We start from the raw sequence: 25,640 nt of genomic DNA, 5'->3' as shown, positions 1-25,640 counted from the left end.
ACTTACGGCATCAAGGTGACGGCAACCGATCTCGGCAGCCTTGCCGCCAACGAGACCTTCAATATCGCCGTGTCGACGGCGCCGACGAGCTACAGCCTGTTCTCTGCCTCCAGCACGCCGAGCCGCACCTTCAACGATGGTCAGCAGCTCGAACTTGGCGTCAAGTTCACGTCGAACGTTGCCGGAGATGTCACCGGCATCAGGTTCTATCGCAGCGCCAATGACAACGGCCAGAATGTCGTCGACCTTTGGACCGCGACAGGCACCAAGCTTGCCACCGCCACCTTCACCACCACCACCGCGAGCGGCTGGCAGACGGTGAACTTCACAAACCCAGTCACCATCGCTGCCAATACCACCTATGTCGCCTCCTATCACACGACAGGCGCTTACGTGGCGACCAGCAATTTCTTTACGGCCGCTGTCAGCAACGGTCCGTTGACGGCGCCGGCCAGCGGCAATGGCGTCTATGCCTATGGCGGTTCCGCCACCGCAGGTCTTTTCCCGACCAACAGCTACAATTCAACCAATTACTACGCCGACGTCGTCTTCCGGCCGCAACTGGCCGCGTGATGCAAAGGATAAGGATGGGATCGGTTTCGAACGAGGCTGACACGACGCAAATGCGGATCGCAGAGAAGGACGCGGCCTCCGCTCCCATTCAAGCGACAGCGATGAACAAGGGCCGGCTCCCGGTGACAGTGCTCGCCGGCTTTCTCGGCGCCGGCAAGACGACGCTTCTCAGCCACGTGCTGACCAATCGTCAGGGCCTCAGGGTCGCCGTCATCGTCAACGATATGAGTGAAGTGAATATAGACGCCAGTCTCATTCGAGACGGCGGCTGCAACCTGTCGCATACGACGGAGGCATTGGTTGAACTCAGCAATGGCTGCATATGCTGTACCCTGCGCGATGACCTCCTGACGGAAGTGCGGCGACTGGCCGAAGAGGGGCGGTACGACTATCTGCTGATAGAGGGAACCGGCATTGCCGAGCCGCGCCCCATCGCTGCCACCTTTTCCTTCCGCGACGAGAACGGTGTTTCGCTCTCCGATTTTGCCAAACTTGACACGATGGTGACTGTCGTCGACGCCGCCAGCCTCTTGGCTGATTACGGCAGCGCCGATCTGCTTCGCGATCGCGGCATGCAGCGGGACGGCGAGGACCGGCGGACGCTCATCGACCTCTTGGTGGACCAGATCGAGTTTGCCGACGTTGTCGTGATCAACAAGATTTCGGACGCGACCGAGGAAATCCGCGCAGAAGTTCGCAAGACGGTGGCTGCGCTCAACCCGGATGCGCACCAGGTGGAGACGGACTTCGGCAAGGTTTCTCTTGCAACCATTCTCAGTACGGGCCTCTTCGACGAAGCAAAGGCCGCCGCTCACCCGTTATGGCACAAGGAACTGTACAGCCCGGGTGCTCATGTTCCGGAGACGGAGGAATATGGGGTATCGAGCTTTGTCTATCGCACCAGGCGTCCCTTCGACCCGACACGGTTTCGGGCATTTCTGGACGAGCCCTGGCCAGGGGTCATCCGCGCCAAAGGTCATTTCTGGCTGGCCACGCGACCGCGTCACGTGGGTCTGATGTCGGCGGCCGGAGCGCAAAGACGCTGTGAACCCATGGGGCTCTGGTGGGCGGCCGTTCCCCGGCAGGACTGGCCGAGCCACCAACAGTTTCGCCAGCATATCGAGCGCCGATGGGACAGCGCTTGGGGCGATCGTCGGCAGGAGCTCGTGTTCATTGGTGTTGATATGGACGAGACAGGCGTCCGCAGCGCGTTGGACGACTGCCTGGCCAGCCCGGATCCGCGGGACTGGTCGGCTCTCGAAGATCCCTTTCCGGCCTGGTAGCACGGGGCGGCGCCGGAGTTTGCCGGCTCGACCAGCCGGACCGGCAACACAAGACCGACCAGCTTCCTCTTACACAGCGTCCGCCGCTTAGCGGAAGCACCAGAGGGCTCCAAAACCGGATATGCGGTGAGGATCATCATATCGGCGTACGGAGTACCACCAACATACCCAAGATTGCTGTCGTACGTTCCGCTCCGAAAGCTGGCAGGATGAAGCTATTCAATGCTGGTTGACGGGAATGGGGACGCCGCTCTTGCTGAGATTTCATGTGAGGAATCGCAAATACTTGACTGCTTCCGGCGGCGCGCCGTGCATCAGTCACGCAACCTCGGCCTGGGCCGCGCTGCTTGGAACTCCGACCGTCGTGTCTTCGAGCACTCAGGGTTCTTCCGACTTTGCCAATCAAGGCAGCGCAACCGTTCAATCCTCCCTCACCGGCACGGTTACATCTTCCTTGATATCATCAGGCGACATGCAGTCGTCGCCTGCATCGTCGACGCCGATGTCGGCGCCTGCCGCCGATGGCGGCGCGCAGGACACGTCCACGAAGACGGCGTCGGCTGCGACGATCTTCGACACGACCTCCTCGGCATCGCAAGACACCGTACTTGCCCCAGATCCCTACGAAGAGGCTGCTACACTGCCTGCCGCCCCCGTGCTGACGGGTATTGCCAGCGATGCCGGCACCGGAAGCGCCACGGCGACGGCGCCGGTCACTTCTTCAAGCACTCTCGACACGGCTTCGTTGCGCCTTCAGGCCTCGATAGCATCCCTCACGGTGGAGCCGAGCCAGGACGCTTCCGCCGATACGACCGCGGTCTCAGCGCTGGCCGCACCGGCGGCGGCTCCGGCTGCGGTCACGCTCAACAAGATCGCACTGGAAAACCTGAAACAGGGCAACCCGATCAGCGAGTGGGGCCTGGAGGGCGATGGCAAGGGCACCATCCAGGGCTTCGCAACCGAAATCAGCACGAATATCGGCCAGACGGTCGATTTCAAGATCGCCACCGATTCCACGCATTACCGCATCGATATCTACCGGATGGGTTATTACGGCGGGGCCGGTGCGCGCAAGGTCGACTCGATCGAGCAGCAGCTGACCACTGCGCAGATCCAGCCGCATCCGATCGTCGACATGTCGCTCGGTCTCATCGACTGCGGCAACTGGTCGGTCTCGGCGAGCTGGCAGATTCCGACCGATGCCGTCTCCGGGGTCTATTTCGCCAAGCTGGTGCGTGAGGACGGCACCGAGGATGCCAGCATCATCCCCTTCGTCGTGCGCGACGACTCCTCGCACAGCAATATCGTTTTCCAGACCTCGGACACGACGTGGCAGGCCTATAATGCCTGGGGCGGCGCCAGCCTCTATTACGGCGACGTCCCCGTCGATCCCGCTGACATGATCGGCTACTTGCCGCCGAACTGCAGCTGCGGCCTGACCGCAATCGGTCGCGCCTCGGCGATCAGCTACAACAGGCCGATCATCACCAATACGAGCCCGGTCGGCGGCTCGCACGACTTCATTTTTGGCGTCGAGCATTCAGCCATCCAGTGGCTGGAGCAGAACGGTTACGACGTCTCCTATATTTCCGGTGTCGATGCGACGCGTAGCGGTAGCCTGCTGCTGAACCATGATGCCTTCCTCTCGGTCGGCCATGACGAATACTGGTCGGCCGAGCAGCGCACCAATGTGGAGGCCGCGCGCGATGCCGGCGTGAACCTCGCTTTCTGGAGCGGCAACGAAGTCTATTGGAAGGTTCGCTGGGAAAGCAGCATCGATGGCAGCGGCCAAGCCTACCGCACCATGGTCTGCTACAAGGAGACCTACGGCACGAGCACGGACCCGAGCAATGTCGGCACCGGAACCTGGCGCGATCCGCGTTACGCCGATCCGGGGCAGGAGCCGGAAAATTCGCTGACGGGGACGATGTTTCAGGTGGACGGCTACCGCCAGGATACGATCTCCATCCCCTACGACTATTCGAACCTTCGCTTCTGGCGCAATACCGATGTGGCAGAGCTGCAGCCGGGCGAGACCTACAATCTGGTGCAGAACCTGCTCGGCTATGAATGGGACTCGGATGTCGAGAATGGATTCCGTCCGGCTGGACTGATCAACCTGTCGCTCTCCTCGGTGGCGGTCAACACTTATCTGCGCGATTACGGTTCGACGGTCGGCGATGCGGTGGCGACCCACAGCCTGACCATGTACCGGGCGGCAAGCGGCGCGCTCGTCTTCGGCGCCGGCACCGTCTTCTGGTCCTGGGGGCTGAACGATCAGCATCAGGGGCCGGCAACGTCAACCGATCGCAACGTGCAGCAGGCGATGGTCAACATGTTCGCGGACATGGGCATCCAGCCGACGACGCTCGATGCGAGCCTGCTCCTCGCGACCCAATCGACCGACACGCTGAAGCCCACCTCTTCGATTACCTCACCCATCGTCGGCGCAAGCTTCCTCGAAGGGCAGCATGTGACGATATCAGGAACGGCGCAGGATTTCGGCGGCGGCATCATTGCCGGCGTCGAGGTCTCCACCGATGGCGGCCAGCACTGGTTCAAGGCCACGGGCCGCGAGAACTGGAGCTATAACTGGGTCGTCCAGGCGAGCGGCACCTATACGATCCTGTCACGCGCCGTCGACGACAGCGTCAATCTGGAGGCGCCATCGGCCGGCAAGCAGGTCACCGTTACGCTGCCGGGCACGCAGGGCCTGTGGACGCTGGCGGAAAAGCCCGCGACCGAAGTAGCGGTCGATCGCGATTCAGTCGAGCTCGGCCTGCGCTTCCAAGCGACGACGGCAGGCTCGGTGGAGGGCATCCGCTTCTACAAGGGCTTCTATAACATCGGCGAACACGTCGTCAGCCTCTGGAGCAGCACCGGAACGCTGCTGGCGACCGGCGTTGCGACGGGGGAATCGCTCTCAGGATGGCAGACGGTGATGTTCTCCAGCCCGATCCAGATCGCGGCCGGCACGACCTATGTGGCCTCCTATCACAGCAATGGCTACTACTCGCTCACCCAGAACTATTTCAACGAGCCCTATGCCAGCGGCCAGCTGAAGGCCGTCGATGGCGGCGGCGTCTTCGCCTACGGCACTACGCCCAGCACATTCCCCGGCCAGAACCCCGGCGGCAGCAATTACTGGGTGGACGTGGTCTTCGATGCCGGCCCCAACAGCCAGCCGGTCGCGACCGACGACAGCGGGCTGATCACCGGCCACAACGGAACGCTTGTTATCTCCATTGCCTCGCTCCTGGCAAACGATACCGATCCCAATGGCGATGCGATGACCATCACGGCCGTCGGCAATGCCGTCAATGGCACGGTCGCTCTCAACAAGCAGACCGGCGCCATCACCTTCACGCCGGCCAACGATTATTCAGGACCGGCGAGCTTCAGCTATACGCTGTCGGACGGGCGCGGCGGCACGGATCAAGGCAATGTCAGCCTGACCGTCCAAACGGGTTCGGCTGGCGAGACACTGTTTACGGCAAGTGAGGGACCGACCGGCGGCAGCTTCAACGACAATACGGCGTTGGAACTCGGCATGAAGTTCGTCGCTTCCTCGACCGGCACGATCTCGGGCATCCGCTATTACAAGGCTGCCGGCGATACCAGCGTGCATACCGGCTCCATTTGGAGAGCCGACGGCACGCTCGTCGCAACGGTCACCTTCACCAACGAGTCGCTCTCCGGCTGGCAGACCGCGAACTTCGCCATGCCGCTGCAGATCACCGCGGGTGCGACCTATGTCGCCTCCTACCACACGACCGGCACCTATGTGGCGACGTCGAATTATTTCAACACGGCACATACCAATGGCTCGCTGACGGCGCTTGCAGGCAGCAATGGCGTCTACTCGGTCGGATCAAGCTCGATCTTCCCGACGTCAAGCTATCAGTCAACGAATTACTGGGTTGACGTCGTCTTCAATCAATCGACGGGCAATACGGTGCCGGTCGCCGCCAATGACAACGGCTATACGACTTATACCAATACGGCTCTGTCGATCGCCGCTGCAAATCTGCTCGCAAATGACAGCGATGCGGATGGCAACCCGCTTGTCATCACCGGCGTCAGCGGAGCGGTCAACGGTTCGGTGTCCTACGACAACCAGACGCAGACCGTCACCTTCACGCCGACGGCAGGATATACTGGGCCGGCGAGCTTCAGCTATTCCATCGCCGACGGTCAGGGCGGCACGGCATCCGCCCAGGTTGGGCTTACCGTCAACGCCCAGGGGAGCGAGCAGAACCTCTTCAGCGCCAATGAAACGCCTGCAGTCGTCTCGGTGAACGACAATCACCCGGTCAATCTCGGCATGAAATTTCAGGCGGACACGGCCGGCTGGGTCACAGGGATCCGCTTCTATAAGGGCGCCGACAATACCGGCCCGCATAACGGTTATCTCTGGACCGCCTCGGGCACGCTGCTTGCAACCGTCACCTTCAGCAACGAAACGGCAAGCGGCTGGCAGACTGCCACGCTCACCCAGCAGGTCGCGGTCGCAGCGGATACGACCTACGTCGTTTCCTACAGCACAAACGGCAATTACTCGGCGACGGGCAATTATTTCAGCACTGAGAAGACCAGCGGCGACCTCAGGGCGTTCAGCGGCGACAATGGCCTCTATGCCTATGGATCGAGCGGGTTGTTCCCGACCAGCAGTTACAACAGCACAAACTACTATGTGGACGTGGCGTTCAAACCGCAGCTCGCGGCGTAACGCCCACAAGGATGCAAGCCGACCATCGAGTAAAGAGTGAGAGTATCGATGATGCGCGCAGACAACAGATTGCCGGTTACGGTTCTCGCCGGGTTTCTCGGCGCAGGGAAGACGACTGTCCTCAATCATGTCCTGAGTAATCGGGAGGGCCGTCGGGTTGCGGTCATTGTCAACGATATGAGCGAGGTTAACATTGATGCGGATCTCGTGCGCGAGGGAGGTGCAGACCTTCTGCGCACCGATGAGACGCTGGTAGAGCTCACCAATGGATGCATCTGCTGCACGCTCCGCGAAGATCTCCTCAGCGAGGTGCGGCGGCTGGCGGCCGCCGGCCGTTTCGACTATCTGCTGATCGAGGGCACGGGGATTGCCGAGCCCCTGCCGATAGCGGCGACCTTCTCCTTCCGCGACGAGAGCGGAGCGGCGCTTTGCGACGTGGCGCGGCTCGACACGATGGTCTGCGTCATCGATGCGGTCAATCTGCTTGCCGATTACCGCAGCGACGAGTTTCTTGCCGATCGCGGCGAAAGGCGTGACGGGGACGATGAGCGCAAGCTCGTGGAACTGCTCGTCGAGCAGATCGAATTTTCTGATGTCGTCATCATCAACAAGGCGGGCGACGTGCCCAGCGCCGATCTCGCCGAAGTTCGCCGGGTCGTCGCAGCACTCAATCCGGATGCCCGTGTCATCGAGGCGGTCTTCGGCCAGGTGCCGCTCGGCGCGATCCTGGATACCGGCTTTTTCAGCGAAGCCAAGGCCGCCCGCCATCCACTCTGGCACAAGGAGCTTTACGGCTGGGGCGATCATGTGCCGGAGACCGAGGAATACGGCATAACAAGCTTCGTCTATCGCAGCCGCCGGCCCTTCGATCCGGCGCGGCTGGGCCGCATGCTCAAGCAGCCATTGCCCGGCGTCATCAGGGCGAAAGGCCATTTCTGGCTGGCGACCCGGCCGGACGAGATCGGTCTGCTGTCGATTGCCGGCACGCAATGCCGTATCGACACCAGGGGTTTCTGGTGGGCCTCGGTGCCGCAGGCCCACTGGCCGCGGCATCCGCAATTCCGCCAGCTGCTCAGCCGGCATTGGGACGATGTCTGGGGCGACCGCCGCCAGGAGCTGGTCTTCATCGGCTCCGGCTTCGACGAGGGCGCCATTCGCGCAGCACTCGACGATTGCCTGACCGGCGAGGAGAGGGGGTTCGATCCGCTGAGCGCCGTCGGCCTTCGCGATCCGTTTCCGCCATGGCGGCACGATATGCACGCATCCGCCCGAAAACTGTGAAGCGGTTTCGGATAATCCGATCCGTCGACTCAAAGGTGAACAGGTTTTGATTATCAACCAGAGGAGAGAGCAATGAGCAGCGAACTTTATGCAGACGGTATCAGCGAAATTACCGTCACGGGAACGATCGTGCGCATCGACCTGATGTCGCTCTCGGCCACCGACCGTGACGCCAATAACAATCCGAAGCCGGTTTTCCGCCAGCGCATCATCATGCCTGTCGACGCCTTCGCCAATGCGGTCGACCTCATGCAGAAGGCGCTTGGCGGCCTGGTCGAGGCGGGCGCGGTCCGTCGCATCGGTGACGTGTCGGCTGCAGCCGCCACCGATATCCAGTCGGTGCAGGGCGCTTCAAACGCCTCGCCGAATTTCAACTGACAACAGGGACAGCCTCGGTCTCGTAATGTTTCGGGTGGGCCATGAGTGGTTTTCTGCATACCAACCTGCATTGTCTTGCGCTCGTCGCGCGTCACCACGGCGTCGACCTTTCTCCTGAGCGATTGCAGCACGATTATTGCGTCGGCAACGATCCGGTGGCGGTGCGGCAAATGCTCAGAATGGCCAAGGATGCCGGTCTGAGGGCCAGGCATCTGGCCCTCGACTGGCGAAGCCTGTTCCAACTCGGCGACGCTTTCCCGGTGCTTGCCGAACTTTCGAACGGCAACTGGGTGGTCATCGCTGGCGCTCTCGGGGAGGGCGAGGATGAGCGGATCCGCGTTCTCGACCCGCTCGCCACGCGCCCCGAAGTCATGCTGCTGAGCGAGGAGCAATTCGCCAAGGCCTGGCTCGGATCGGTGGTTCTGCTGAAGCGCAACTACCGCATGTCGGATGAGGACCGGCCCTTCGGCTTCCGCTGGTTTGTCCCGGAAATCATCCGGCAGCGCAGCTTCTTCCGCGATGTGGCGCTCGCAGCCTTCGTGCTCTATGGGCTGGGTCTGACGACGCCGATGTTCTTCCAGCTCGTCATCGACAAGGTGCTCGTGCACCAGAGCTATGCGACGCTGACGGTTCTGACGGTCGGCATCGCGGTGGCGCTCGTCTTCGACGCGACCTTCAGCTTCCTGCGCCGCTATCTGTTGCTCTACGCCACCAACAGGATCGACATCCGGGTGGCGACGCGCACCTTCGGCCATCTGCTCAACCTGCCGATCGCGCTTTTCGAGCAGGCATCGGCCGGCGTTCTCGTCAAACATATGCAGCAGACGGGGCGCATCCGCGAATTCCTGACCGGCCGGTTGTTCTTGACGCTGCTCGACGGTGTTTCGCTCTTCGTCTTCGTGCCGATCCTGCTTCTCTACAGCGTCAAGCTGACGCTCGTGGTGCTCGGCTTCGCCGCGCTCGTCGGGCTTGTCGTGATGATGCTCGTCGGGCCGTTCCAACGCCGTCTGCAGGCGCTCTACCAAGCCGAAGGCGACCGGCAGGCCCTGCTTGTCGAAACCGTGCACGGCATGCGCACGGTGAAATCACTGGCGCTGGAGCCGCGACAGCGCAAGGTCTGGGACGATTATTCGGCGCAGTCGATCTCGGTGCGCTTCCGGGTCGAAAAAATCTCCACCATCGCCCAGTCGCTGACCGGGCTTCTGGAAAAGCTGATGAGCGTGGCGATCATCGGGCTCGGCGCGCTCGATGTCTTCAGCGGTTCCATGACGATCGGCGCGCTGGTCGCCTTCAACATGCTGGCCGGCCGCGTCTCGGGGCCGCTGGTGCAGATCGTCACCATGGTGCATGAATATCAGGAAGTGGCGCTGTCCGTGCGCATGCTCGGCGAGATCATGAACCAGCGGCCGGAACAGGCCGGACGCGGCCGAGGTGTGCGGCCGCATCTGCATGGCCGCATCGAATTCGACAGGGTCACCTTCCGCTATGCTCCCGATGCGGCGCCTGCGCTCGACAATGTGTCATTCGCCATTCCGGCGGGCTGCGTCTTCGGCGTCGTCGGCAAGAGCGGCTCGGGCAAGACGACGATCACCCGACTCATCCAGGGTCTCTATCAGAGCCAGGAGGGGCTGGTGCGCATGGATGGCTACGACAGCCGCGAAATCGATCTCGTGCATCTGAGAACCAGCATCGGCGTCGTGCTGCAGGATAATTTCCTCTTCCGCGGCACGGTGCGCGACAATATCGCTGCCGCCAAACCCGATGCCAGCATCGAGGAAATCATGGAGGTCGCCCGAATCGCCGGCGCGGAGGAATTCATCGAGCGCCTGCCGCGCGGCTTCGACACGATGCTGGAAGAAAACGCCGCCAACCTCTCCGGCGGCCAAAGGCAGCGGCTTGCCATTGCGCGCGCGCTGATCACCGATCCGAAGCTCCTGATCTTCGACGAGGCGACGAGCGCGCTCGACCCCGACAGCGAGGCGATCATCCGCGAGAATCTGAGCCGGATCGCCGCCGGGCGCACCGTCGTTATCGTGTCGCACCGGCTTTCGACGCTTGTGGATGCCGATGCCATTCTCGTCATCGATCGGGGCAAGGTCGCCGATATCGGCCGGCACGACCAGCTGGTGTCGCGCTGCATGACTTATCGCCACCTGTGGGCGCAGCAAATGAGGCAGGTCGCATGAACGCGCGTGTGACAAAATCCAGCGAGAACCTGCCAATTTCATCAGACAAGGGCGCCTCGGACCATGGCCCCTCGAATAAGAGGCCAGACGGAAGGACCGGGTTGCTCGTCGCCCGCCCGCCGCTGCCGCCTGTTATCGCGGAATTTCAGTCCGATGCCGTCGAGCTCGAGGAACGTGCTCCGCCGCGCGTTGCGCGCATGACGCTCTATTGCGTGACGGCGCTGATCGCTGCGACCATCATCTGGGCCTCCGTCTCTGAGATCGACGAGGTGGTGATCGCGCCCGGCAAACTCGTCACCACGCAACCGACCATCGTCGTCCAGCCGCTGGAAACCTCGATCATTCGCACGATCGATGTGAAGGCCGGCGAGGTGGTGCGTGCCGGACAAACGCTCGCAACGCTCGACGCCACTTTCAGCCAGGCCGATGTCGACCAGCAGCAGGCGAAGTTCTCCGCACTCGACGCCCAAGTGAAGCGCATCGAGGCGGAACTTGCCGGCGATGACTACACAATGATGGCCGGATCGACGCCCGACGAGATGCTGCAGTTGCAGCTCTTCGGCCAGCGGCGGGCCTTCTACACGGCGCAGCTGCAGAATTTCGAGCAGCAGATCGCCGGCCAGTCGGCAGCGCTTGCCGCGGCCAAGAACCAGGAAGCCGTGCTCATCGACCGACGCGACACGCTCTCGCAGATCGAAGGCGCGCGCGAGCGGCTCTTTAACACGCAGAGCGGCTCGCTGATCACCATGCTCGGCTCGCGCGACGCCCGCCTCGACGTCGAGTCCGATCTGACGGCCGTGCGCGGCAAGGCCGACGAAGCCGCGCATACCTTTGCCAAGCTGAAAGCCGACCGGCAGGCCTTTATCGAGGATTTCCGCCGCGCCGCGATGGAACAGCTGGTCGAGCTGCGCGGCCAGCGCGACATGGCGGATGAAGAGCTGAAGAAGATGGAGCTGCGCCGCAACATGGTGTCGCTGACAGCACCTGCCGACGCCGTCGTGCTCGACCTCGCCCAGCGCTCCATCGGCTCCGTGGTACGCGAAGCCGAACCGATCGTCACACTGGTGCCGATCAACGTGCCGCTCGAAGCCGAAGTCTCGATCAACACCCGCGACATCGGCCGCATCGCCGTGGGTAAGGAGGCCCGCATCAAGCTGGACGCCTATCCCTTCCAGAAATACGGCACCGCGTCGGGCGAGGTTCGCACCATCAGTCAGGACACGTTCATGACCGGCCAGCAGCAGGAACAGACCGCCACCCCGGGCCAGCCGGCCGCGCCCTTCTTCAAGGCTCGCATCCTGCTTGCCGATACGAGGCTGAACGTCTCGGACGTGCCGGTCAGGCTGCTGCCGGGCATGACCGTCTCCACAGAGATCAAGGTGGGCAACAGAACGGTGATCTCCTATTTCCTCTATCCGCTGCTGCGCGGCCTGGATGATGCCATCCGGGAACCGAACTGAGGGGGCCGCAGACGAGGTGTGGGCGAGGGGCGTCCTACACACGCCGGGGATGGAGGTGGCGCCAGGCCTCCAGGCGGCCGCCCCCAAAAGCGTCTGTGTATCAGCGGAAGCCGCATCCGTTTGCAGATACAGCCTACCGGCAAGTGGCCAGAAAAGCGCGAATTGCTGCAGAGATATTGCCGAGATGGAGGAGGGGCGCATGTCCTTGCCCTCCGGCGGTATGAAGGACCAATCCGGGATGCAGTCGGGCCATTTCGTTCACTGTTTCCTGCGACAGCAGCGGTGAATTTTCACCGCGGATCAACATCAGCGGAAAGCGGCTCAGGCTTTCGAATTGTGCCCACAGATCGGGCAGCGGCTGGCTGAAATCGATCGATCTCAGTGCCTCGGCGATCGCCGGATCGGAGTCGGCGACCGGCCTTCCGCCGACGTCGCGATATAGCGCAAGCGCCATTTCGCGCCAGTCCTCGCCCGTAAGCGCAGTAAACGAGGCGCCATGATTCACCTGCAATATATCGGCCGCCTCTTTCCAGTCGGCCGGCTTCCTGCCGTTGAGGTAGTCGCGAATGAGCGCCAGCCCTCCTGCCTCGATCGCCGGTCCGATATCGTTCAGGACCACGGCTTCGAGAAGATCCGGCCGTGCCGCCGCGATCAAGTGCAGGATCAGGCCGCCGCGCGACGTGCCGATGAAAACCGCCCGCTCGATGCCGAATGCCGTGCAGGCGGAAATGATGTCGCCGGTCTCGACAGCGAGATTGTAATTGGCCTTGTTCTCATCCCATGCGGAATTTCCGCGCCCGCGCGAATCGAGGGCGATCACTCTACGCGGGCCAGTTCTGTCGCGGCTGAGAAGCAGCGCAAGCGGATGAAAGTCCCGGGCATTGCGGCTCAGGCCGGGCAGGCAGATCACCGGCAGCCTTTCGGCGGCTGCGGCCCCGGGGGGCCGGTAGTCGCGGGCATAAAGCGTCAGCCCATCGGAAGAATGGTAAAATCGTTCCTGGAATCCGCCTGCATCCACGTCCGGCATCGCATTCCTCGAGACCTGTCTGATCTGGAAGGTGTAGAGCATGTCTCGCAAAAGTGTGCAGCGGTTTTGCGATAAAGACATGCGGAAAAACAAAGACCAGCCTGCTTTTCAAGCCGCGCCAAACGACTTCAGGAGGCACCGCGTCCGCCGATCAGGTCGCGCTCGATATCCGTCGGCTGGCCGAGGCGGGCCTTGTAGACTTCATAATTCTCCATCACCCGCTGTACGTAATTGCGCGTCTCGGGGAAGGGGATGCGTTCGATCCAGTCGATGATTTCGTCGATCGGCCTGCCGCGTGGGTCGCCGTAGCGTCCGATCCATTCCGGCACGCGCTTCGGCCCGGCATTATAGGCGATGAAGGTGAGGATATAGGAGCCACCGAAGGCTTCGATCTGCTCGCCGAGATAATGCGCACCGAGGGTCGCATTGTAGCCCGCATCGGCCGTCAGCTTGTCCTTCGAAAAGGTGATGTTGTGGCGTTTGGCCACCGCCTGAGCAGTGCCGGGCAGAAGCTGCAGCAGGCCGCGTGCATTCGCTGCCGAAACGGCAGCCGGATTGAAGGCGCTTTCCTGCCGGGCAATGGCATAGGCGAGCGCCTTGCCGGAGCCGGAGATATTGGCATTCGGCGGGATTACGCCGACGGGAAAGGCGAGCGCGGCGACATCGATGCCTCGGCCATAGGCGATTTTGCCGACCTGCAGTGACAGATGATGATTGCCTGATTGCTCGGCCTGCGCCGCAAGGATCGCCAGTTCACCGGGACTTTGCAGCTGATCGGCGAGTGCGAGATAAAGGATGTCGGCCCGCCAACCGTGGCCGGCTGCCTCAAGCCGGGCGATTGCCTGCACGGCCTCGCGCGCCTGGAAACGCTGGCGGTCGGCTGCGCTCGGCGTGGGATAGCTGACGTTGAGCGTCTTGCGTCCAAGCCTTTCGGCAGCGAGCTGTCCATAGAAGGTGCCGGGAAAATTCGCGGCCTTTCCGTAGAATTCGCCGGAACTGCCGGGGCCGCCGGCCTCGGCTGCTCGCCCGAGCCAGTACCAGGCGCGCGACACCGAGATGGGACCGTTCGAAGTCGCCAGAATCTTGCGGAAATGCTTTTCCGCCGTTGTCGGGTCCTGCAGCCCGCGCAGCGCATACCATCCGGCATGGAATTCGGCCTCGACGATATCAGTCGGGCTGGTTGCCGCAGAGCTTGCGACGATGCGATAGGCCGGTCTGAATTGTCCCTGGTCGACGAGGCCGCGGCTGACGATCCGCTGCTCGTTCCACCATTCTCCGGAATTGACGAGTTCGCCCGGCTCGCGCGGCATCTTTTCCAGAAGCGCCGCCGCTTCGGCATATTTGTCCTGCCTGCGCAGATATTCGATGCGCGCGAACAGCAGGCCGGCATCGCCACGCCATTTCGCCTCGACGCTATTGAGCAGCGCGTCGGCATTGGCAGCTTTGGCGTCGACGGCGGCCCAGGCTTTGTAGAGGGATTGCGCCTCGCCCATGTCGCCGAAGCGCTTGGCCTGCGCCACCCGGCCACGATACATCAGATAGTCCATCCGCGCCTTGTGGTCGGCTGGCGTCAGCAGGGCGGAAAACTCGAGGAGGATCTTGTCTTCGCTCGCCTTGTCGAGCGCCTCGGTGCGCCAGACCTTGCGGATATATTTTGCTGCCTGCGCCTGCTTGCCTGTCGCAATCAGCGCCCGCCCGAGAATGATGGCGCCATGCATCGTCTCCGGCGCGGTGTCGCCGAAGGCGGCGAGCACGGCTGACGGGTCGGGGTTTTCGTCGTAGAGCGCGCGTTCGGAATAGGCGCGCAGCCTGGAAAGGCCAGGCCATCCCTTGAGCTCCTGCGCAGCACTGGCGATTTGATAGGAGGGAACGCCCTTCAAGCCGGAGACGGCGATCGCCCAGGTGAGGATATGGCGATCGAGCGTATCCTCGCGCATGCTGTCGCGGATTGACAGAGCCAGTTGCGGGTTCTTGGCAGAAAGCGCGTCGAGTCCGGTTTTCAGATCATTGGCGACCGGCGCGACGGCCTGATTGCGCGGGATGGCGCCGGTTGTCAGCGCTTCCGGTATGGAGGTCTCTGGGACGAAGCCGATCGGCTTGACTTCAGGCGTCGGAATGCTTTCGCCGGGAAGCGGGGACGCAACGCTGCCCCACGCGGCGGCAACGAAGCCGAAGGCGGTCAGAATCAGGACAGCTTTCTTCATCCGGGATCTCGCAACGGAAAACACGCCCTGTTCATTTGGCTAGAGGCTTCTTAACGAAACCTTACCGTACCAGGTAAAATTCATTCACATCTGCTATCGGAATTTGCCCTAAACCGAACTCTCCGCGCTTGTCGCGATGATTTCAGCGCTTTATGGTGCGCAAAATATTCATGGAATGCGGCCGAAGCAAGGATTTGGTCGTGAGGAGCTTTGCATGTTCAATGGGTCCATTCCCGCCCTCGTCACCCCCTTCACCGATGCCGGACTGATCGACGAAGCGAGCTTCGCTGCCCATGTCGACTGGCAGATCAAGGAAGGCAGCAGCGGTCTCGTTCCGGTGGGAACGACCGGCGAATCGCCGACGCTGTCGCATGCCGAGCACAAGCAGGTCGTGGAACTCTGCATCGAAGTGGCGGCAAAACGCGTTCCGGTCATGGCCGGCGCCGGTTCGAACAATACGCGTGAGGCGGTCGAACTCGCCCAGCACGCCGAAAAGGTCGGCGCCGACGCCGTGCTCGTCGTCACGCCCTATTACAACAAGCCGACGCAGAAGGGGCTGATTGCGCATTTTTCTGCGATTGCCGAGGCCGTTGCCCTGCCGATCTATATCTACAATATTCCGGGCCGTTCGGTGATCGATATGACGCCCGAAACGATGGGTGCTCTCGTCAAGGCACATAGCAATATCGTCGGCGTCAAGGACGCGACGGGCAAGATCGAGCGTGTTTCCGAGCAGCGCATCACCTGCGGCAAGGATTTCAGGCAATTGTCCGGCGAGGACGCGACAGCCCTCGGTTTCAACGCCCATGGCGGCGTCGGCTGCATCTCGGTGACGGCCAATGTCGCCCCACGTCTCTGCGCCGATTTTCAGGCCGCGACATTGGCCGGTGAATACGCCCGCGCGCTCGAATATCAGGACCGCCTGATGCCGCTGCACAAGGCAATTTTCCTTGAGCCGGGTCTCTGCGGCGCCAAATACGGTCTCTCCAAGCTCGGCCGCATGAGCCGTAACGTCCGCTCGCCGCTGCTTTCGACGCTGGAGCCGGCAACCGAAGCAGCGATCGATGCCGCCATGCGTCATGCAGGATTGCTGAACTGAGGAGACCGGCCGCCTTCACAAGGCCGGCTCGTTCCCTTACATAAGGGGTAAGCAATGAGGGCGCGGCTTTTCGCGCCCCGAAGGGAATATCGTCATGGCCCCCAAAGGCAGCCAGCGCGTGGTGAACAAGGTCGTGGCCGAAAACCGCAAGGCCCGCTTCAACTACGAGATCATCGATACTTATGAGGCAGGTCTGGTGCTGAAGGGCACGGAGGTCAAGTCGTTGCGCGAAGGCAAGGCCAATATCGCCGAATCCTACGCGTCGGATGAGGACGGCGAGATCTGGCTGATCAATTCCTACCTGCCGGAATATCTGCAGGCGAACCGTTTCAATCACGAGCCGCGCCGGCGCCGCAAGCTGCTGCTGTCGGGCCGTGAAATCCATCGCCTGCGCTCCGCCGTCAACCGCGAAGGCATGACGCTGGTCCCGCTGAAGATCTATTTCAACGATCGGGGTCGGGCGAAGATGGAGCTGGCGCTCGCCAAGGGCAAAAAATTGCACGATAAGCGCGAATCCGAGAAGGAGCGCGACTGGAACCGGCAGAAGAGCCGCTTATTGAAGGATAACGGCTAACCCATCACGCCGCAGCCGATCGGCTCGCGACGCTTCGATTAGTCCCCGAAATCGCTGGCTGGGGCGACTTCGACCGGGCGCGGCGCCCGTTCCGCGGGATCGCGACCGATCTCAGCCTTCAGCGACAAGAGATCAATGAAATGGTCGGCCTGTCGGCGCAGGTCGTCGGCGATCATCGGCGGCTGCGTCGCCATGGTCGAGATCACCGAGACTTTGCGACCTCTGCGTTGCAGCGCTTCGACGAGGTTCGTGAAGTCGCCGTCGCCGGAGAAGATGACGAGATGGTCGACGGTTTCCGACTGCTCCATGGCGTCGATCGCCAGCTCGATGTCCATGTTGCCCTTGATCTTCCGCCGGCCCATGGAGTCGGTGAATTCCTTGGCGGGCTTGGTGACGACTTTGTAGCCGTTATAGTCGAGCCAGTCGATCAGAGGACGGATCGATGAATATTCCTGGTCCTCGATCAACGCCGTATAATAGTAGGCGCGCAGGAGGTAGCCGCGTTTCTGGAATGCCTTCAAGAGCTTGCGGTAATCTATGTCGAAACCGAGGCTCTTGGATGCAGCGTAGAGGTTGGCGCCGTCAATGAAGAGTGCAATTTTTTCGCGTGGGTCAAACATCGCTTATCAATTCCAATGAGAGAAATCGAAATTCGCAGGGCATCAAATTGCAATAAATACAATGGCTTATTGTGATCCTTGATCTGATGCTTACTTTACCATCTATTCATATAAGAGAGATTTAGGGCACGATTCCGCATATTCCAAGCAACCTTTGGTGGAATTGTCACATTCTCCATGGAAATTTAGCTCGCCACCGGATAAAGACGAGGGGAGCCGGAACGAAAAACTTGTATTTGCCCGGTTTTAATTGTATCGGGCGTGCTAATCCCGAAATGACGACCGTAAAGGACAGGCAATGGCCCGTGTCACAGTTGAAGATTGCATCGACAAGGTGGAGAACCGCTTCGAGCTGGTTCTGCTCGCCAGCCACCGCGCCCGGCTGATTTCCCAGGGTGCCTCGATCACCATCGATCGGGACAACGACAAGAATCCTGTCGTGGCGCTGCGCGAAATCGCCGACGAGACGCTTTCCCCCGATGATCTCAAGGAAGATCTGATCCATTCGCTGCAGAAGCATGTCGAAGTCGACGAGCCCGAGCCCGATCCGGCCAGCATGATCGCCGCCGGCGGCGCTGCTGCCGCCGATAGCGAGGAGCAGGATGACCTGCCGGAGACGATCACTTTCGACCAGATGTCGGAAGAAGAGCTGCTTGCCGGTATCGAGGGCCTCGTGCCGCCGGAAAAGAGCGACGATTATTAAGCGTCTCGACCGGATCTGAACCGGAAAAGAGCGACGATTACCAATCGTCAATCTTGCGCCTTTATTGCTTAGGCATATTATTGCCCATGTGTGCGCCAATCGTTGATTGGCGCGCTTTTATTTTTGTCGGAGTGGCTTTGGAATGATGCGGCAGTACGAGCTCGTGGAGCGGGTTCAGCAATACAAGCCCGATGCCAATGAAGCACTGCTGAACAAGGCCTATGTTTACGCCATGCAGAAACATGGCCAGCAGAAACGCGCGAGCGGCGACCCGTATATTTCCCATCCGCTCGAGGTCGCTGCCATCCTGACCGATATGCATCTCGATGAATCGACGATCGCGGTCGCCCTTCTGCACGACACGATCGAGGATACGACGGCGACGCGCGCCGAAATCGACGAACTCTTCGGTGAGGACATCGGCCGCCTGGTCGAGGGGCTGACGAAGATCAAGAAGCTCGATCTCGTCACCAAGAAGGCTAAGCAGGCGGAGAACCTGCGCAAGCTGCTGCTCGCCATATCAGATGACGTGCGGGTGCTGCTCGTCAAGCTCGCCGACCGCCTGCACAATATGCGTACCCTCGATCACATGTCGGCCGACAAGCGTGCCCGCATCTCCGAGGAGACGATGGAAATCTATGCGCCGCTCGCCGGCCGCATGGGCATGCAGGATATGCGCGAGGAACTCGAGGAGCTTTCCTTCCGGCACATGAACCCGGAGGCCTACGAGACCGTCACGAAAAGGCTGGAAGAGCTCTCCAAGCGCAACGAAGGCATCGTCAAGAAGATCGAGGCCGAATTGCGCGACCTGCTGGTCGCAAGCGGCCTGACGAGCGCCTATGTCAAGGGCCGGCAGAAGAAGCCCTATTCGGTCTTTCGCAAAATGCAGTCGAAGTCGCTCTCCTTCGAACAGCTTTCCGATGTCTACGGCTTCCGTCTGATCGTCGAGGACATTCCATCCTGTTACCGGGCGCTCGGCATCGTCCATACGCGCTGGCGCGTCGTGCCCGGCCGGTTCAAGGATTATATCTCGACGCCGAAGCAGAATGATTACCGTTCGCTCCACACCACCATCGTCGGCCCCTCCAGCCAGCGCATCGAGTTGCAGATCCGCACGAAGCGTATGCACGAAATCGCCGAGTTCGGCATCGCCGCTCACACGCTCTACAAGGATGGCGCCACCAATGCCGATGGCGACATTCTTTCGCGCGAATCCAACGCCTATTCCTGGCTGCGCCATACGATCGAGGCGCTCGCCGAAGGTGACAGCCCGGAGGAATTCCTTGAGCACACCAAACTCGAACTCTTTCAGGATCAGGTCTTCTGCTTCACGCCGAAGGGCAAGCTGATTGCCCTGCCGCGTGGTGCCACCCCGATCGATTTCGCCTATGCGGTGCACACCAATATCGGCGACACGACGGTGGGCGCCAAGATCAACGGCCGCATCATGCCGCTGGTGACGCGGCTGGCGAATGGCGACGAGGTCGAGATTATCCGCTCCGGCGTGCAGGTTCCGCCGGCGGCGTGGGAAGAAATCGTCGTCACCGGCAAGGCGCGGGCTGCCATCCGCCGCGCCACCCGCATGGCGATCCGCAAGCAATATGCAGGCCTCGGCCACCGCATTCTCGAGCGCACCTTCAACCGGGCCGGCAAGATTTTCTCGCGCGAGGCGATGAAGCCGGCGCTGCACCGTCTGGGCCAGAAGGATGTCGAGGATGCAATCGCCGCCGTCGGTCGCGGCGAGATGTCCTCGCTCGACGTGCTGCGCGCCGTCTATCCTGATCACCAGGACGAGCGCGTCACCGTCAAACCTTCCGGCGATGACGGCTGGTTCAACGTCCGCAGCGCCGCGGGCATGATCTTCAAGATTCCCGGAAAGGCTAAAACAGGGGCCGAAGGCGGCCATTCGGAACTCGATGCCGATGTCGATGTCGGTCCGATCCGCGGCCTGTCCGGCAATGTCGACGTCAAGTTCGCCTCGACCGGCGCCGTGCCCGGCGACCGCATCGTCGGCATCATGGATCAGAGCAAGGGCATTACCATCTATCCGATCCAGTCGCCGAGCCTGCAGCGTTTCGACGATCAACCCGATCGCTGGATCGACGTGCGCTGGGATCTCGACGAGGCCAACAAGTCGCGTTTCATGGCGCGTATCATGGTGAATGCATTGAATGAGCCCGGCACGCTTGCCAAGGTCGCCCAGACCGTGGCCGGGCTCGACGTCAATATTCGCATGCTGAACACGGTGCGCGTGGCAGCCGATTTCACCGAGATGATGCTCGAAGTCGAGGTGTGGGACCTGAGGCAGCTCAACCAGTTGCTCGCCCAGATGAAGGACCTGGATTGCATCGCCACGGTCCGGCGGCTCTATGAGTAGGCTTTTGTTAGGCCTGCCATGGAGCTGATCGACAAAAATGCACATTTTATCATCGGTCTCTACTCGCGACGGCGCAGCAATAAGGCAAGGAATGCGTTGAGCGCATAGCTGTGTCCATGTTGCGGCGGTGGTAATTAACCTTTGCCGGGACTATCTTCTGGTCATCGAAAAACGTAAACAGAAGATGAGACAAGGTAATGTTTGATCCTATCAGGAAAATCGCTCGCGCCTTTCGCGCGCCGACCACGCAGGAACGTGAAATGGCCTATCTGAACGGTTCGCTGGATCGTATCGATCTCGAGTTTCGTCAGCGTCAGGTCGATCGCGGTCTGTTCCGCAATCGCTGACACCGCCTTTATACTTTGTCGAGTGAGGGACGTTACGTTAATGAGCGCCCCTCGGCATGAAGATGCTCCTTTGCAAGAAAGATAAGGGGCTGTTTCGGGCGGTACCATTTGCCGCTCTTGTCATGGTCCGGTGCACTGCACTAAATAGCGGCCATGTTGTTTCGCCGTCGCAAGCCTGCGGGTTTCAAGGAAAAGATGCGGGAGCTTCTATGGCCCCGAAAAGGTTTCCTTCGCCCGATCCGTTACCTGACAATGCGCATTCTGCGCCTGAGCGCTTCGCCGCATGCGGTTGCGGCCGGTGTTGCCGCCGGCGTCTTTGTCTCGTGGACGCCGTTCATTGGCGTGCATTTCGTCATGGCTTTCGCCATCACCTATTTCCTCTCCGGCAATATGGTGGCCGCGGCTCTCGGCTGCGCGGCCTTCGGCAATCCGCTGACCTATCCTTTCATCTGGGGTATCACCTGGGAAATCGGCCATCTGCTGCTCAGCCGTGAGGATCATCTGGCCGGTCAGGCGGTGGATCTCGCCGCGCTCTTTCACAAGCTGAACTTCACCGAATTGTGGAAGCCCGTGCTGGAGCCGATGTTGATCGGCGCCATCCCACCGGGAATCGTAACCGCCGTTGCGCTCTATGCGCTGACGTTCTACACCGTCAAAGGTTTTCAGGCCCGCCGCCGCACGCGACTGCTGGAGCGGGCACGTCTGCGCCTGGCGGGTACGGCCAGCGACATGCCGAGCGTATGAACCGGTACAGAATTGTTGAGCGACGGAAGGTTCCGGCATGATCATCGGCATTGGCAGCGATCTGATCGACATTCGTCGTGTCGAGAAATCGATCGAGCGCTTCGGCGAGCGCTTCACTCATCGCTGCTTCACCGAGATCGAGCGCGCCCGTTCCGACCGCCGAGCAAACCGCGCCGCATCCTATGCCAAGCGTTTCGCCGCCAAGGAGGCCTGCTCGAAGGCGCTCGGCACCGGCATAGCCCAGGGCGTCTTCTGGAAGGACATGGGCGTCGTCAACCTGCCGAGCGGCAAGCCGACCATGCAACTGACCGGTACCGCCGCCGCGCTCCTGGAAGCGATGCTGCCCGCGGGCCATAGACCCGCCATTCATTTGACAATAACCGATGATTATCCCTTGGCGCAGGCCTTCGTTATCATCGAGGCGTTGTCCGAAAGGCCATGATGGCGACCCCGGGGAGCGTTTCAACGGGACCCCGGGAGCGTTTGGTAGCGACCGCAGAAGCGTTTCAACGCGACCCCGGGAGTGTTTGGTAGCGACCACGGAAGCGTTTCAACGCGACGTCTCGTCGCTTTTCATGTTGTCGCCATTGCCGCAACCGGCCGAAGCCGCTAGAGAGAACGGCAGAAAGAATTGCGCCTTTACGGCGTCTTGAAGGAATAAGACTGCGTGTCCGAAAAAGTCGATACCAAGCCGAACGCCCTCTGGGAAAACATCAAGGTCATCATTCAGGCGCTGATTTTGGCGATGGTGATCAGAACCGTGCTGTTCCAGCCCTTTACCATTCCGTCCGGTTCAATGATGCCGACGCTGCTCGTCGGCGATTATATCTTCGTCAATAAGTTCGCTTACGGCTATTCGAAGTATTCGCTGCCCTTCTCGCCTGATCTCTTCAGCGGCCGCATCTTCGGCTCCGATCCGAAGCGCGGCGATATCGTCGTCTTCCGCTTCCCGCCGAATCCCGATGTCGATTATATCAAGCGCTGCATCGGCCTGCCCGGCGACCATATCCAGGTCACCGACGGCGTCCTCTACGTCAACGGCAAGCCGGTTCCGAAGGTGGCGGATGGCAGTTTCACCTCGGACTACAAGCTCGATCCGGGCGAGGACGTACCGGTCTTCCGCGAAACCCTGGATAACGGCAAGACTTACGACACGCTCGACCAGTCGCCGGTCTCGCGCGGCGACAACACCCGTGAGTTCATCGTGCCGGAAGGCCATTATTTCATGATGGGCGACAACCGCGACAACTCGCTCGACAGCCGCTTCGACGTCGGCTTCGTGCCGGCTGAAAATCTTGTCGGTCGCGCCAGCGTCATCTTCTTCTCGCTCGGCAACGACACGTCTTTCCGCGAAATCTGGAAGTGGCCGACCAACATGCGCTGGGACCGCCTTTTCAAGGTCGTTGAATGAGTAAGGCGCAGACGCTTTCTGCGGCGGACCGCGCAAAGCTCGAAAGCCTGATCGGCCATGACTTCGCCGAAAAGGCACGCCTGGACCGGGCACTGACCCATGCCAGCGCCCGTACCGAAAAGGGCGGCAACTACGAACGGCTGGAGTTTCTCGGCGACAGGGTCCTCGGGCTCTGCATCGCCGAGCTTCTGTTCCGCACCTTCGGCACTGCCGGGGAAGGCGAGCTCTCGGTTCGCCTCAACCAGCTCGTCAGCGCCGAAACCTGTGCAGCGGTCGCCGACGAACTCAATCTCCACCTTTATATCCGCACCGGCGCCGATGTGAAGAAATTGACCGGCAAGCGCATGATGAATGTGCGCGCCGATGTCGTCGAGAGCCTGATCGCCGCGATCTATCTCGATGGCGGTCTCGAAGTCGCCCGCCGGTTCATCCTACGCTATTGGCAGGGCAGGGCGGTCAGGGCCGACGGCGCCAAGCGTGACGCCAAGACCGAGCTGCAGGAATGGTCACACGCGAAATTCGGCGTCACACCGATCTATCGGGTTGATGAACGCAGCGGACCGGATCATGATCCGCGCTTCAAGGTGACGGTAGAAGTTGCTGGCATAAAGCCGGAAACCGGCGTAGAGCGGTCGAAGCGTGCCGCCGAACAGGTTGCGGCGACCAAGATGCTCGAGCGTGAAGGCATTTGGCAGCAATCGTCTGCCGGAAACTGACGGGACAATGACACAAGAAGAAGATATCGCGGCCGAAGCTGCCGTAGAAGCCAATGGTCCGACACATTCGGGTTTCGTTGCGCTGATCGGGCCAACTAATGCCGGCAAGTCGACGCTGGTGAACCGCCTCGTCGGCGCCAAGGTGTCGATCGTCAGTCACAAGGTGCAGACGACGCGCGCGATCGTCCGCGGCATTGCCATTCATGACAATGCCCAGATCGTCTTCATGGATACGCCCGGCATCTTCAAGCCGCGCCGTCGGCTCGACCGAGCCATGGTGACTTCTGCCTGGGGCGGCGCCAAGGATGCCGATCTGATCATGCTGCTGATCGACAGCGAGCGCGGTTTGCGCGGCGACGCCGAAGCCATCCTCGAGGGCCTGAAGGAAGTCCAGCAGCCGAAGATCCTGGTGCTCAACAAGATCGACCGCGTCAACCGCGAGGATCTGCTGGCGCTGGCCGCCGCCGCCAATGAGAAGATTGCTTTCGATCGCACTTTCATGATCTCGGCCGAAACCGGTTCCGGTTGCGACGATGTCATGGACTATTTGGCCACCACCTTGCCGGAGGGGCCGTGGTACTATCCGGAAGACCAGATCTCCGATCTCCCCATGCGTCAGCTCGCCGCGGAGATTACCCGCGAAAAGCTGTTCCTGCGCCTGCACCAGGAGCTTCCCTATTCCTCGCATGTCGAAACGGAAAAGTGGGAAGAGCGTAAGGACGGCTCAGTGCGGATCGAGCAGGTGATCTATGTCGAGCGTGACAGCCAGAAGAAGATCGCCCTCGGCAAAGGTGGCGAAACCATCAAGGCGATCTCGACCGCCTCCCGCAAGGAATTGTCGGAAATATTAGAGCAGCCGGTCCATCTCTTCCTCTTCGTCAAGGTCCGCGAGAACTGGGGCGATGACCCCGAGCGGTTCCGCGAAATGGGCCTCGAATTCCCTAAATAAGGGACGGCAACGATTTTATCGAGCAGCCTCCAGCCCCTTGTTTCTTAGGAAAAAATCCGTCTCGTTGCGGAACGAATCCGAGCTTTGCGCATTCCTCGGTCAACGGCGGCCAGACGGGCCGTCGTTTGCGCGACCGCGGGGCAGGCATGGCGACGTCGAGACGCATCCATTCATTCAAGACCCCTTGCGAATTATGTCCATTGCGGCCTCTGCCGCATTTCAGGGAGTTCAGCCGAGACGAGCTGGAATTCGTTTCACGTTTCAAACGCGGCGAGCTTGCCGTCGATGCCGGCTCCACCATTCTTGTCGAAGGCGCCCACAGCGCTCATCTTTTCACCGTGCTGTCCGGTTGGGGCTTCCGCTACAAGATGCTGGAGGACGGGCGCCGCCAGATTCTGAATTACATCATGCCGGGCGACCTGATCGGTCTTCAGGGAACGATCGCCGGCGAAATGCAGCATTCCATCGAAGCGCTGTCGCCCGTTTCCCTTTGCGTCTTCGAGCGCGACCGGCTGATGACGCTCTACAACAAACATGCTTCGCTCGCCTTCGACATCACCTGGATTGCAGCGCGCGAAGAGCGGATTTTGGATGAGCATCTCCTCTCCATCGGCCGCCGCACCGCCTTGGAAAGAGCGGCCTATCTGATCGCTTTCCTGTATGAACGCGGCCGGAAGCTCGATCTCTTCAACGGCCGCAAATTCATCCCCATCACTCAACAGCACATCGCCGACACTCTCGGTCTTTCCATCGTTCACACTAACAAGACGCTGAGAAAGCTTGGAGAACGCGGTTTGATCCGCTGGCAGGAACGCGGCTGCGAAGTTCAAAACGGTGAGGAGTTAATGGCGATCGCCGGTTGGGAAGGACTTGGAGAGGGCAAGCGTCCCTTCATTTAGCCCGATGGCCTATGTCTTTTTTAAATGCAGTTAAGCTTTTCGGAAAATAAGGTCGGTCGTCATCTTTCCTCCGATTTTGA

Annotated in this window: 21 protein-coding genes; 18 read left to right on the top strand and 3 right to left on the bottom strand. The window is 61.0% G+C overall.

Annotated elements, in window-relative coordinates; genetic code table 11:
• The 7 genes from CO660_RS09780 to CO660_RS09750 form a co-directional block, all read left to right on the top strand.
• The coding region (locus tag CO660_RS09780; RefSeq protein ID WP_141504819.1) for a DUF4082 domain-containing protein at nucleotides 1-573 on the top strand (573 nt) is incomplete at its 5' end.
• 101 nt (nucleotides 574-674) lie between these two features.
• A complete protein-coding gene (locus tag CO660_RS09775; RefSeq protein ID WP_097598544.1) occupies nucleotides 675-1,856 on the top strand; it encodes a GTP-binding protein in 1,182 nt (393 codons plus the stop codon).
• Between the two features lie 238 nt (nucleotides 1,857-2,094).
• Nucleotides 2,095-6,585, top strand: a complete 4,491-nt coding sequence (locus CO660_RS09770; protein WP_097598528.1) for a DUF4082 domain-containing protein — start codon at nucleotides 2,095-2,097, stop codon at nucleotides 6,583-6,585.
• Nucleotides 6,586-6,633: 48 nt separating this feature from the next.
• On the top strand, nucleotides 6,634-7,866 hold the full coding sequence (locus CO660_RS09765) for a GTP-binding protein (protein ID WP_097598527.1): 1,233 nt from the start codon (nucleotides 6,634-6,636) through the stop codon (nucleotides 7,864-7,866).
• Nucleotides 7,867-7,938: 72 nt separating this feature from the next.
• The gene (locus CO660_RS09760) at nucleotides 7,939-8,244 is read left to right on the top strand and encodes a hypothetical protein (RefSeq protein WP_097598526.1); all 306 of its coding nucleotides are present in this window, start codon (nucleotides 7,939-7,941) and stop codon (nucleotides 8,242-8,244) included.
• A 41-nt stretch (nucleotides 8,245-8,285) separates the two neighbouring features.
• Nucleotides 8,286-10,430, top strand: coding sequence for a peptidase domain-containing ABC transporter (locus CO660_RS09755; protein ID WP_097598525.1), 2,145 nt, complete (start codon nucleotides 8,286-8,288; stop codon nucleotides 10,428-10,430).
• Nucleotides 10,427-11,890: an HlyD family type I secretion periplasmic adaptor subunit gene (locus tag CO660_RS09750; RefSeq protein WP_097598524.1), complete on the top strand. Its 1,464-nt coding sequence runs from the start codon at nucleotides 10,427-10,429 to the stop codon at nucleotides 11,888-11,890. The genes CO660_RS09755 and CO660_RS09750 overlap by 4 nt, the downstream gene beginning before the upstream one ends.
• 133 nt (nucleotides 11,891-12,023) lie before the next feature.
• On the opposite strand, the gene CO660_RS09745 is transcribed toward CO660_RS09750, so the two are convergent.
• Entirely contained in the window at nucleotides 12,024-12,917 is an 894-nt protein-coding gene (locus CO660_RS09745; protein WP_097598543.1) for an alpha/beta hydrolase, read from the bottom strand.
• 128 nt (nucleotides 12,918-13,045) lie between these two features.
• The gene (locus tag CO660_RS09740; protein WP_097598523.1) at nucleotides 13,046-15,121 is read right to left on the bottom strand and encodes a lytic transglycosylase domain-containing protein; all 2,076 of its coding nucleotides are present in this window, start codon (nucleotides 15,119-15,121) and stop codon (nucleotides 13,046-13,048) included.
• 214 nt (nucleotides 15,122-15,335) lie between these two features.
• Between CO660_RS09740 and dapA the strand changes: the two genes are divergently transcribed.
• Both dapA and smpB read left to right on the top strand, forming a co-directional pair.
• Complete coding sequence (gene dapA, locus CO660_RS09735; RefSeq protein ID WP_085777587.1) at nucleotides 15,336-16,220, top strand: 4-hydroxy-tetrahydrodipicolinate synthase; 885 nt, start codon at nucleotides 15,336-15,338, stop codon at nucleotides 16,218-16,220.
• Nucleotides 16,221-16,314: 94 nt separating this feature from the next.
• Nucleotides 16,315-16,794 (top strand): SsrA-binding protein SmpB, encoded by a 480-nt coding sequence (smpB, locus tag CO660_RS09730; RefSeq protein WP_004675044.1) that lies wholly within the window; start codon nucleotides 16,315-16,317, stop codon nucleotides 16,792-16,794.
• Between the two features lie 38 nt (nucleotides 16,795-16,832).
• Here smpB and CO660_RS09725 read toward each other — a convergent pair whose 3' ends face one another.
• Complete coding sequence (locus CO660_RS09725) at nucleotides 16,833-17,414, bottom strand: NYN domain-containing protein (protein ID WP_085777588.1); 582 nt, start codon at nucleotides 17,412-17,414, stop codon at nucleotides 16,833-16,835.
• Between the two features lie 298 nt (nucleotides 17,415-17,712).
• On the opposite strand from CO660_RS09725, the gene rpoZ reads away from it, so the two are divergent.
• The 9 genes from rpoZ to CO660_RS09680 all read left to right on the top strand — a co-directional run bounded on the left by rpoZ (nucleotide 17,713) and on the right by CO660_RS09680 (nucleotide 25,560).
• Nucleotides 17,713-18,117, top strand: a complete 405-nt coding sequence (gene rpoZ / locus CO660_RS09720; protein ID WP_011424719.1) for a DNA-directed RNA polymerase subunit omega — start codon at nucleotides 17,713-17,715, stop codon at nucleotides 18,115-18,117.
• A 142-nt stretch (nucleotides 18,118-18,259) separates the two neighbouring features.
• Nucleotides 18,260-20,494 (top strand): bifunctional (p)ppGpp synthetase/guanosine-3',5'-bis(diphosphate) 3'-pyrophosphohydrolase, encoded by a 2,235-nt coding sequence (locus tag CO660_RS09715; RefSeq protein WP_085777589.1) that lies wholly within the window; start codon nucleotides 18,260-18,262, stop codon nucleotides 20,492-20,494.
• A gap of 197 nt (nucleotides 20,495-20,691) precedes the next feature.
• Nucleotides 20,692-20,841 carry a DUF3563 family protein gene (locus CO660_RS09710; RefSeq protein ID WP_064706756.1) on the top strand — a complete coding sequence of 50 codons (150 nt, stop codon included), beginning with the start codon at nucleotides 20,692-20,694 and terminating at the stop codon, nucleotides 20,839-20,841.
• 153 nt (nucleotides 20,842-20,994) lie between these two features.
• Nucleotides 20,995-21,585, top strand: coding sequence for a DUF2062 domain-containing protein (locus CO660_RS09705; protein WP_097598522.1), 591 nt, complete (start codon nucleotides 20,995-20,997; stop codon nucleotides 21,583-21,585).
• Nucleotides 21,586-21,622: 37 nt separating this feature from the next.
• The gene (acpS, locus tag CO660_RS09700; RefSeq protein ID WP_097598521.1) at nucleotides 21,623-22,027 is read left to right on the top strand and encodes a holo-ACP synthase; all 405 of its coding nucleotides are present in this window, start codon (nucleotides 21,623-21,625) and stop codon (nucleotides 22,025-22,027) included.
• 225 nt (nucleotides 22,028-22,252) lie between these two features.
• Nucleotides 22,253-22,996, top strand: coding sequence for a signal peptidase I (gene lepB / locus CO660_RS09695; RefSeq protein WP_064801523.1), 744 nt, complete (start codon nucleotides 22,253-22,255; stop codon nucleotides 22,994-22,996).
• Complete coding sequence (gene rnc, locus CO660_RS09690; protein WP_085777592.1) at nucleotides 22,993-23,712, top strand: ribonuclease III; 720 nt, start codon at nucleotides 22,993-22,995, stop codon at nucleotides 23,710-23,712. The genes lepB and rnc overlap by 4 nt, the downstream gene beginning before the upstream one ends.
• A 7-nt stretch (nucleotides 23,713-23,719) precedes the next feature.
• Nucleotides 23,720-24,661 (top strand): GTPase Era, encoded by a 942-nt coding sequence (gene era, locus CO660_RS09685; protein WP_085777593.1) that lies wholly within the window; start codon nucleotides 23,720-23,722, stop codon nucleotides 24,659-24,661.
• Between the two features lie 146 nt (nucleotides 24,662-24,807).
• Nucleotides 24,808-25,560: a Crp/Fnr family transcriptional regulator gene (locus tag CO660_RS09680; RefSeq protein WP_097598520.1), complete on the top strand. Its 753-nt coding sequence runs from the start codon at nucleotides 24,808-24,810 to the stop codon at nucleotides 25,558-25,560.
• Nucleotides 25,561-25,640 lie beyond the last annotated feature (80 nt).

The sequence above is a fragment of the Rhizobium sp. L9 genome, assembly GCF_002531885.1.
GTDB lineage: Bacteria > Pseudomonadota > Alphaproteobacteria > Rhizobiales > Rhizobiaceae > Rhizobium.
The sequence above is the reverse complement of the archived record's forward strand: the minus strand, read 5'-3'. Positions and strand labels throughout refer to the sequence as shown.

Excerpts from the sequence above, each read along its gene's own strand:
- CO660_RS09715 (WP_085777589.1), top strand. The coding sequence starts at position 18,260 with ATGATGCGGCAGTACGAGCTCGTGGAGCGGGTTCAGCAATACAAGCCC.
- CO660_RS09725 (WP_085777588.1), bottom strand. The coding sequence starts at position 17,414 with ATGTTTGACCCACGCGAAAAAATTGCACTCTTCATTGACGGCGCCAAC.
- smpB (WP_004675044.1), top strand. The coding sequence starts at position 16,315 with ATGGCCCCCAAAGGCAGCCAGCGCGTGGTGAACAAGGTCGTGGCCGAA.
- CO660_RS09750 (WP_097598524.1), top strand. The coding sequence starts at position 10,427 with ATGAACGCGCGTGTGACAAAATCCAGCGAGAACCTGCCAATTTCATCA.
- CO660_RS09745 (WP_097598543.1), bottom strand. The coding sequence starts at position 12,917 with ATGCCGGACGTGGATGCAGGCGGATTCCAGGAACGATTTTACCATTCT.
- acpS (WP_097598521.1), top strand. The coding sequence starts at position 21,623 with ATGATCATCGGCATTGGCAGCGATCTGATCGACATTCGTCGTGTCGAG.
- rpoZ (WP_011424719.1), top strand. The coding sequence starts at position 17,713 with ATGGCCCGTGTCACAGTTGAAGATTGCATCGACAAGGTGGAGAACCGC.
- CO660_RS09760 (WP_097598526.1), top strand. The coding sequence starts at position 7,939 with ATGAGCAGCGAACTTTATGCAGACGGTATCAGCGAAATTACCGTCACG.
- CO660_RS09740 (WP_097598523.1), bottom strand. The coding sequence starts at position 15,121 with ATGAAGAAAGCTGTCCTGATTCTGACCGCCTTCGGCTTCGTTGCCGCC.
- CO660_RS09765 (WP_097598527.1), top strand. The coding sequence starts at position 6,634 with ATGATGCGCGCAGACAACAGATTGCCGGTTACGGTTCTCGCCGGGTTT.
- CO660_RS09755 (WP_097598525.1), top strand. The coding sequence starts at position 8,286 with ATGAGTGGTTTTCTGCATACCAACCTGCATTGTCTTGCGCTCGTCGCG.
- CO660_RS09680 (WP_097598520.1), top strand. The coding sequence starts at position 24,808 with ATGGCGACGTCGAGACGCATCCATTCATTCAAGACCCCTTGCGAATTA.
- rnc (WP_085777592.1), top strand. The coding sequence starts at position 22,993 with ATGAGTAAGGCGCAGACGCTTTCTGCGGCGGACCGCGCAAAGCTCGAA.
- dapA (WP_085777587.1), top strand. The coding sequence starts at position 15,336 with ATGTTCAATGGGTCCATTCCCGCCCTCGTCACCCCCTTCACCGATGCC.
- CO660_RS09705 (WP_097598522.1), top strand. The coding sequence starts at position 20,995 with ATGTTGTTTCGCCGTCGCAAGCCTGCGGGTTTCAAGGAAAAGATGCGG.
- CO660_RS09775 (WP_097598544.1), top strand. The coding sequence starts at position 675 with ATGAACAAGGGCCGGCTCCCGGTGACAGTGCTCGCCGGCTTTCTCGGC.
- CO660_RS09770 (WP_097598528.1), top strand. The coding sequence starts at position 2,095 with ATGGGGACGCCGCTCTTGCTGAGATTTCATGTGAGGAATCGCAAATAC.
- era (WP_085777593.1), top strand. The coding sequence starts at position 23,720 with ATGACACAAGAAGAAGATATCGCGGCCGAAGCTGCCGTAGAAGCCAAT.
- CO660_RS09710 (WP_064706756.1), top strand. The coding sequence starts at position 20,692 with ATGTTTGATCCTATCAGGAAAATCGCTCGCGCCTTTCGCGCGCCGACC.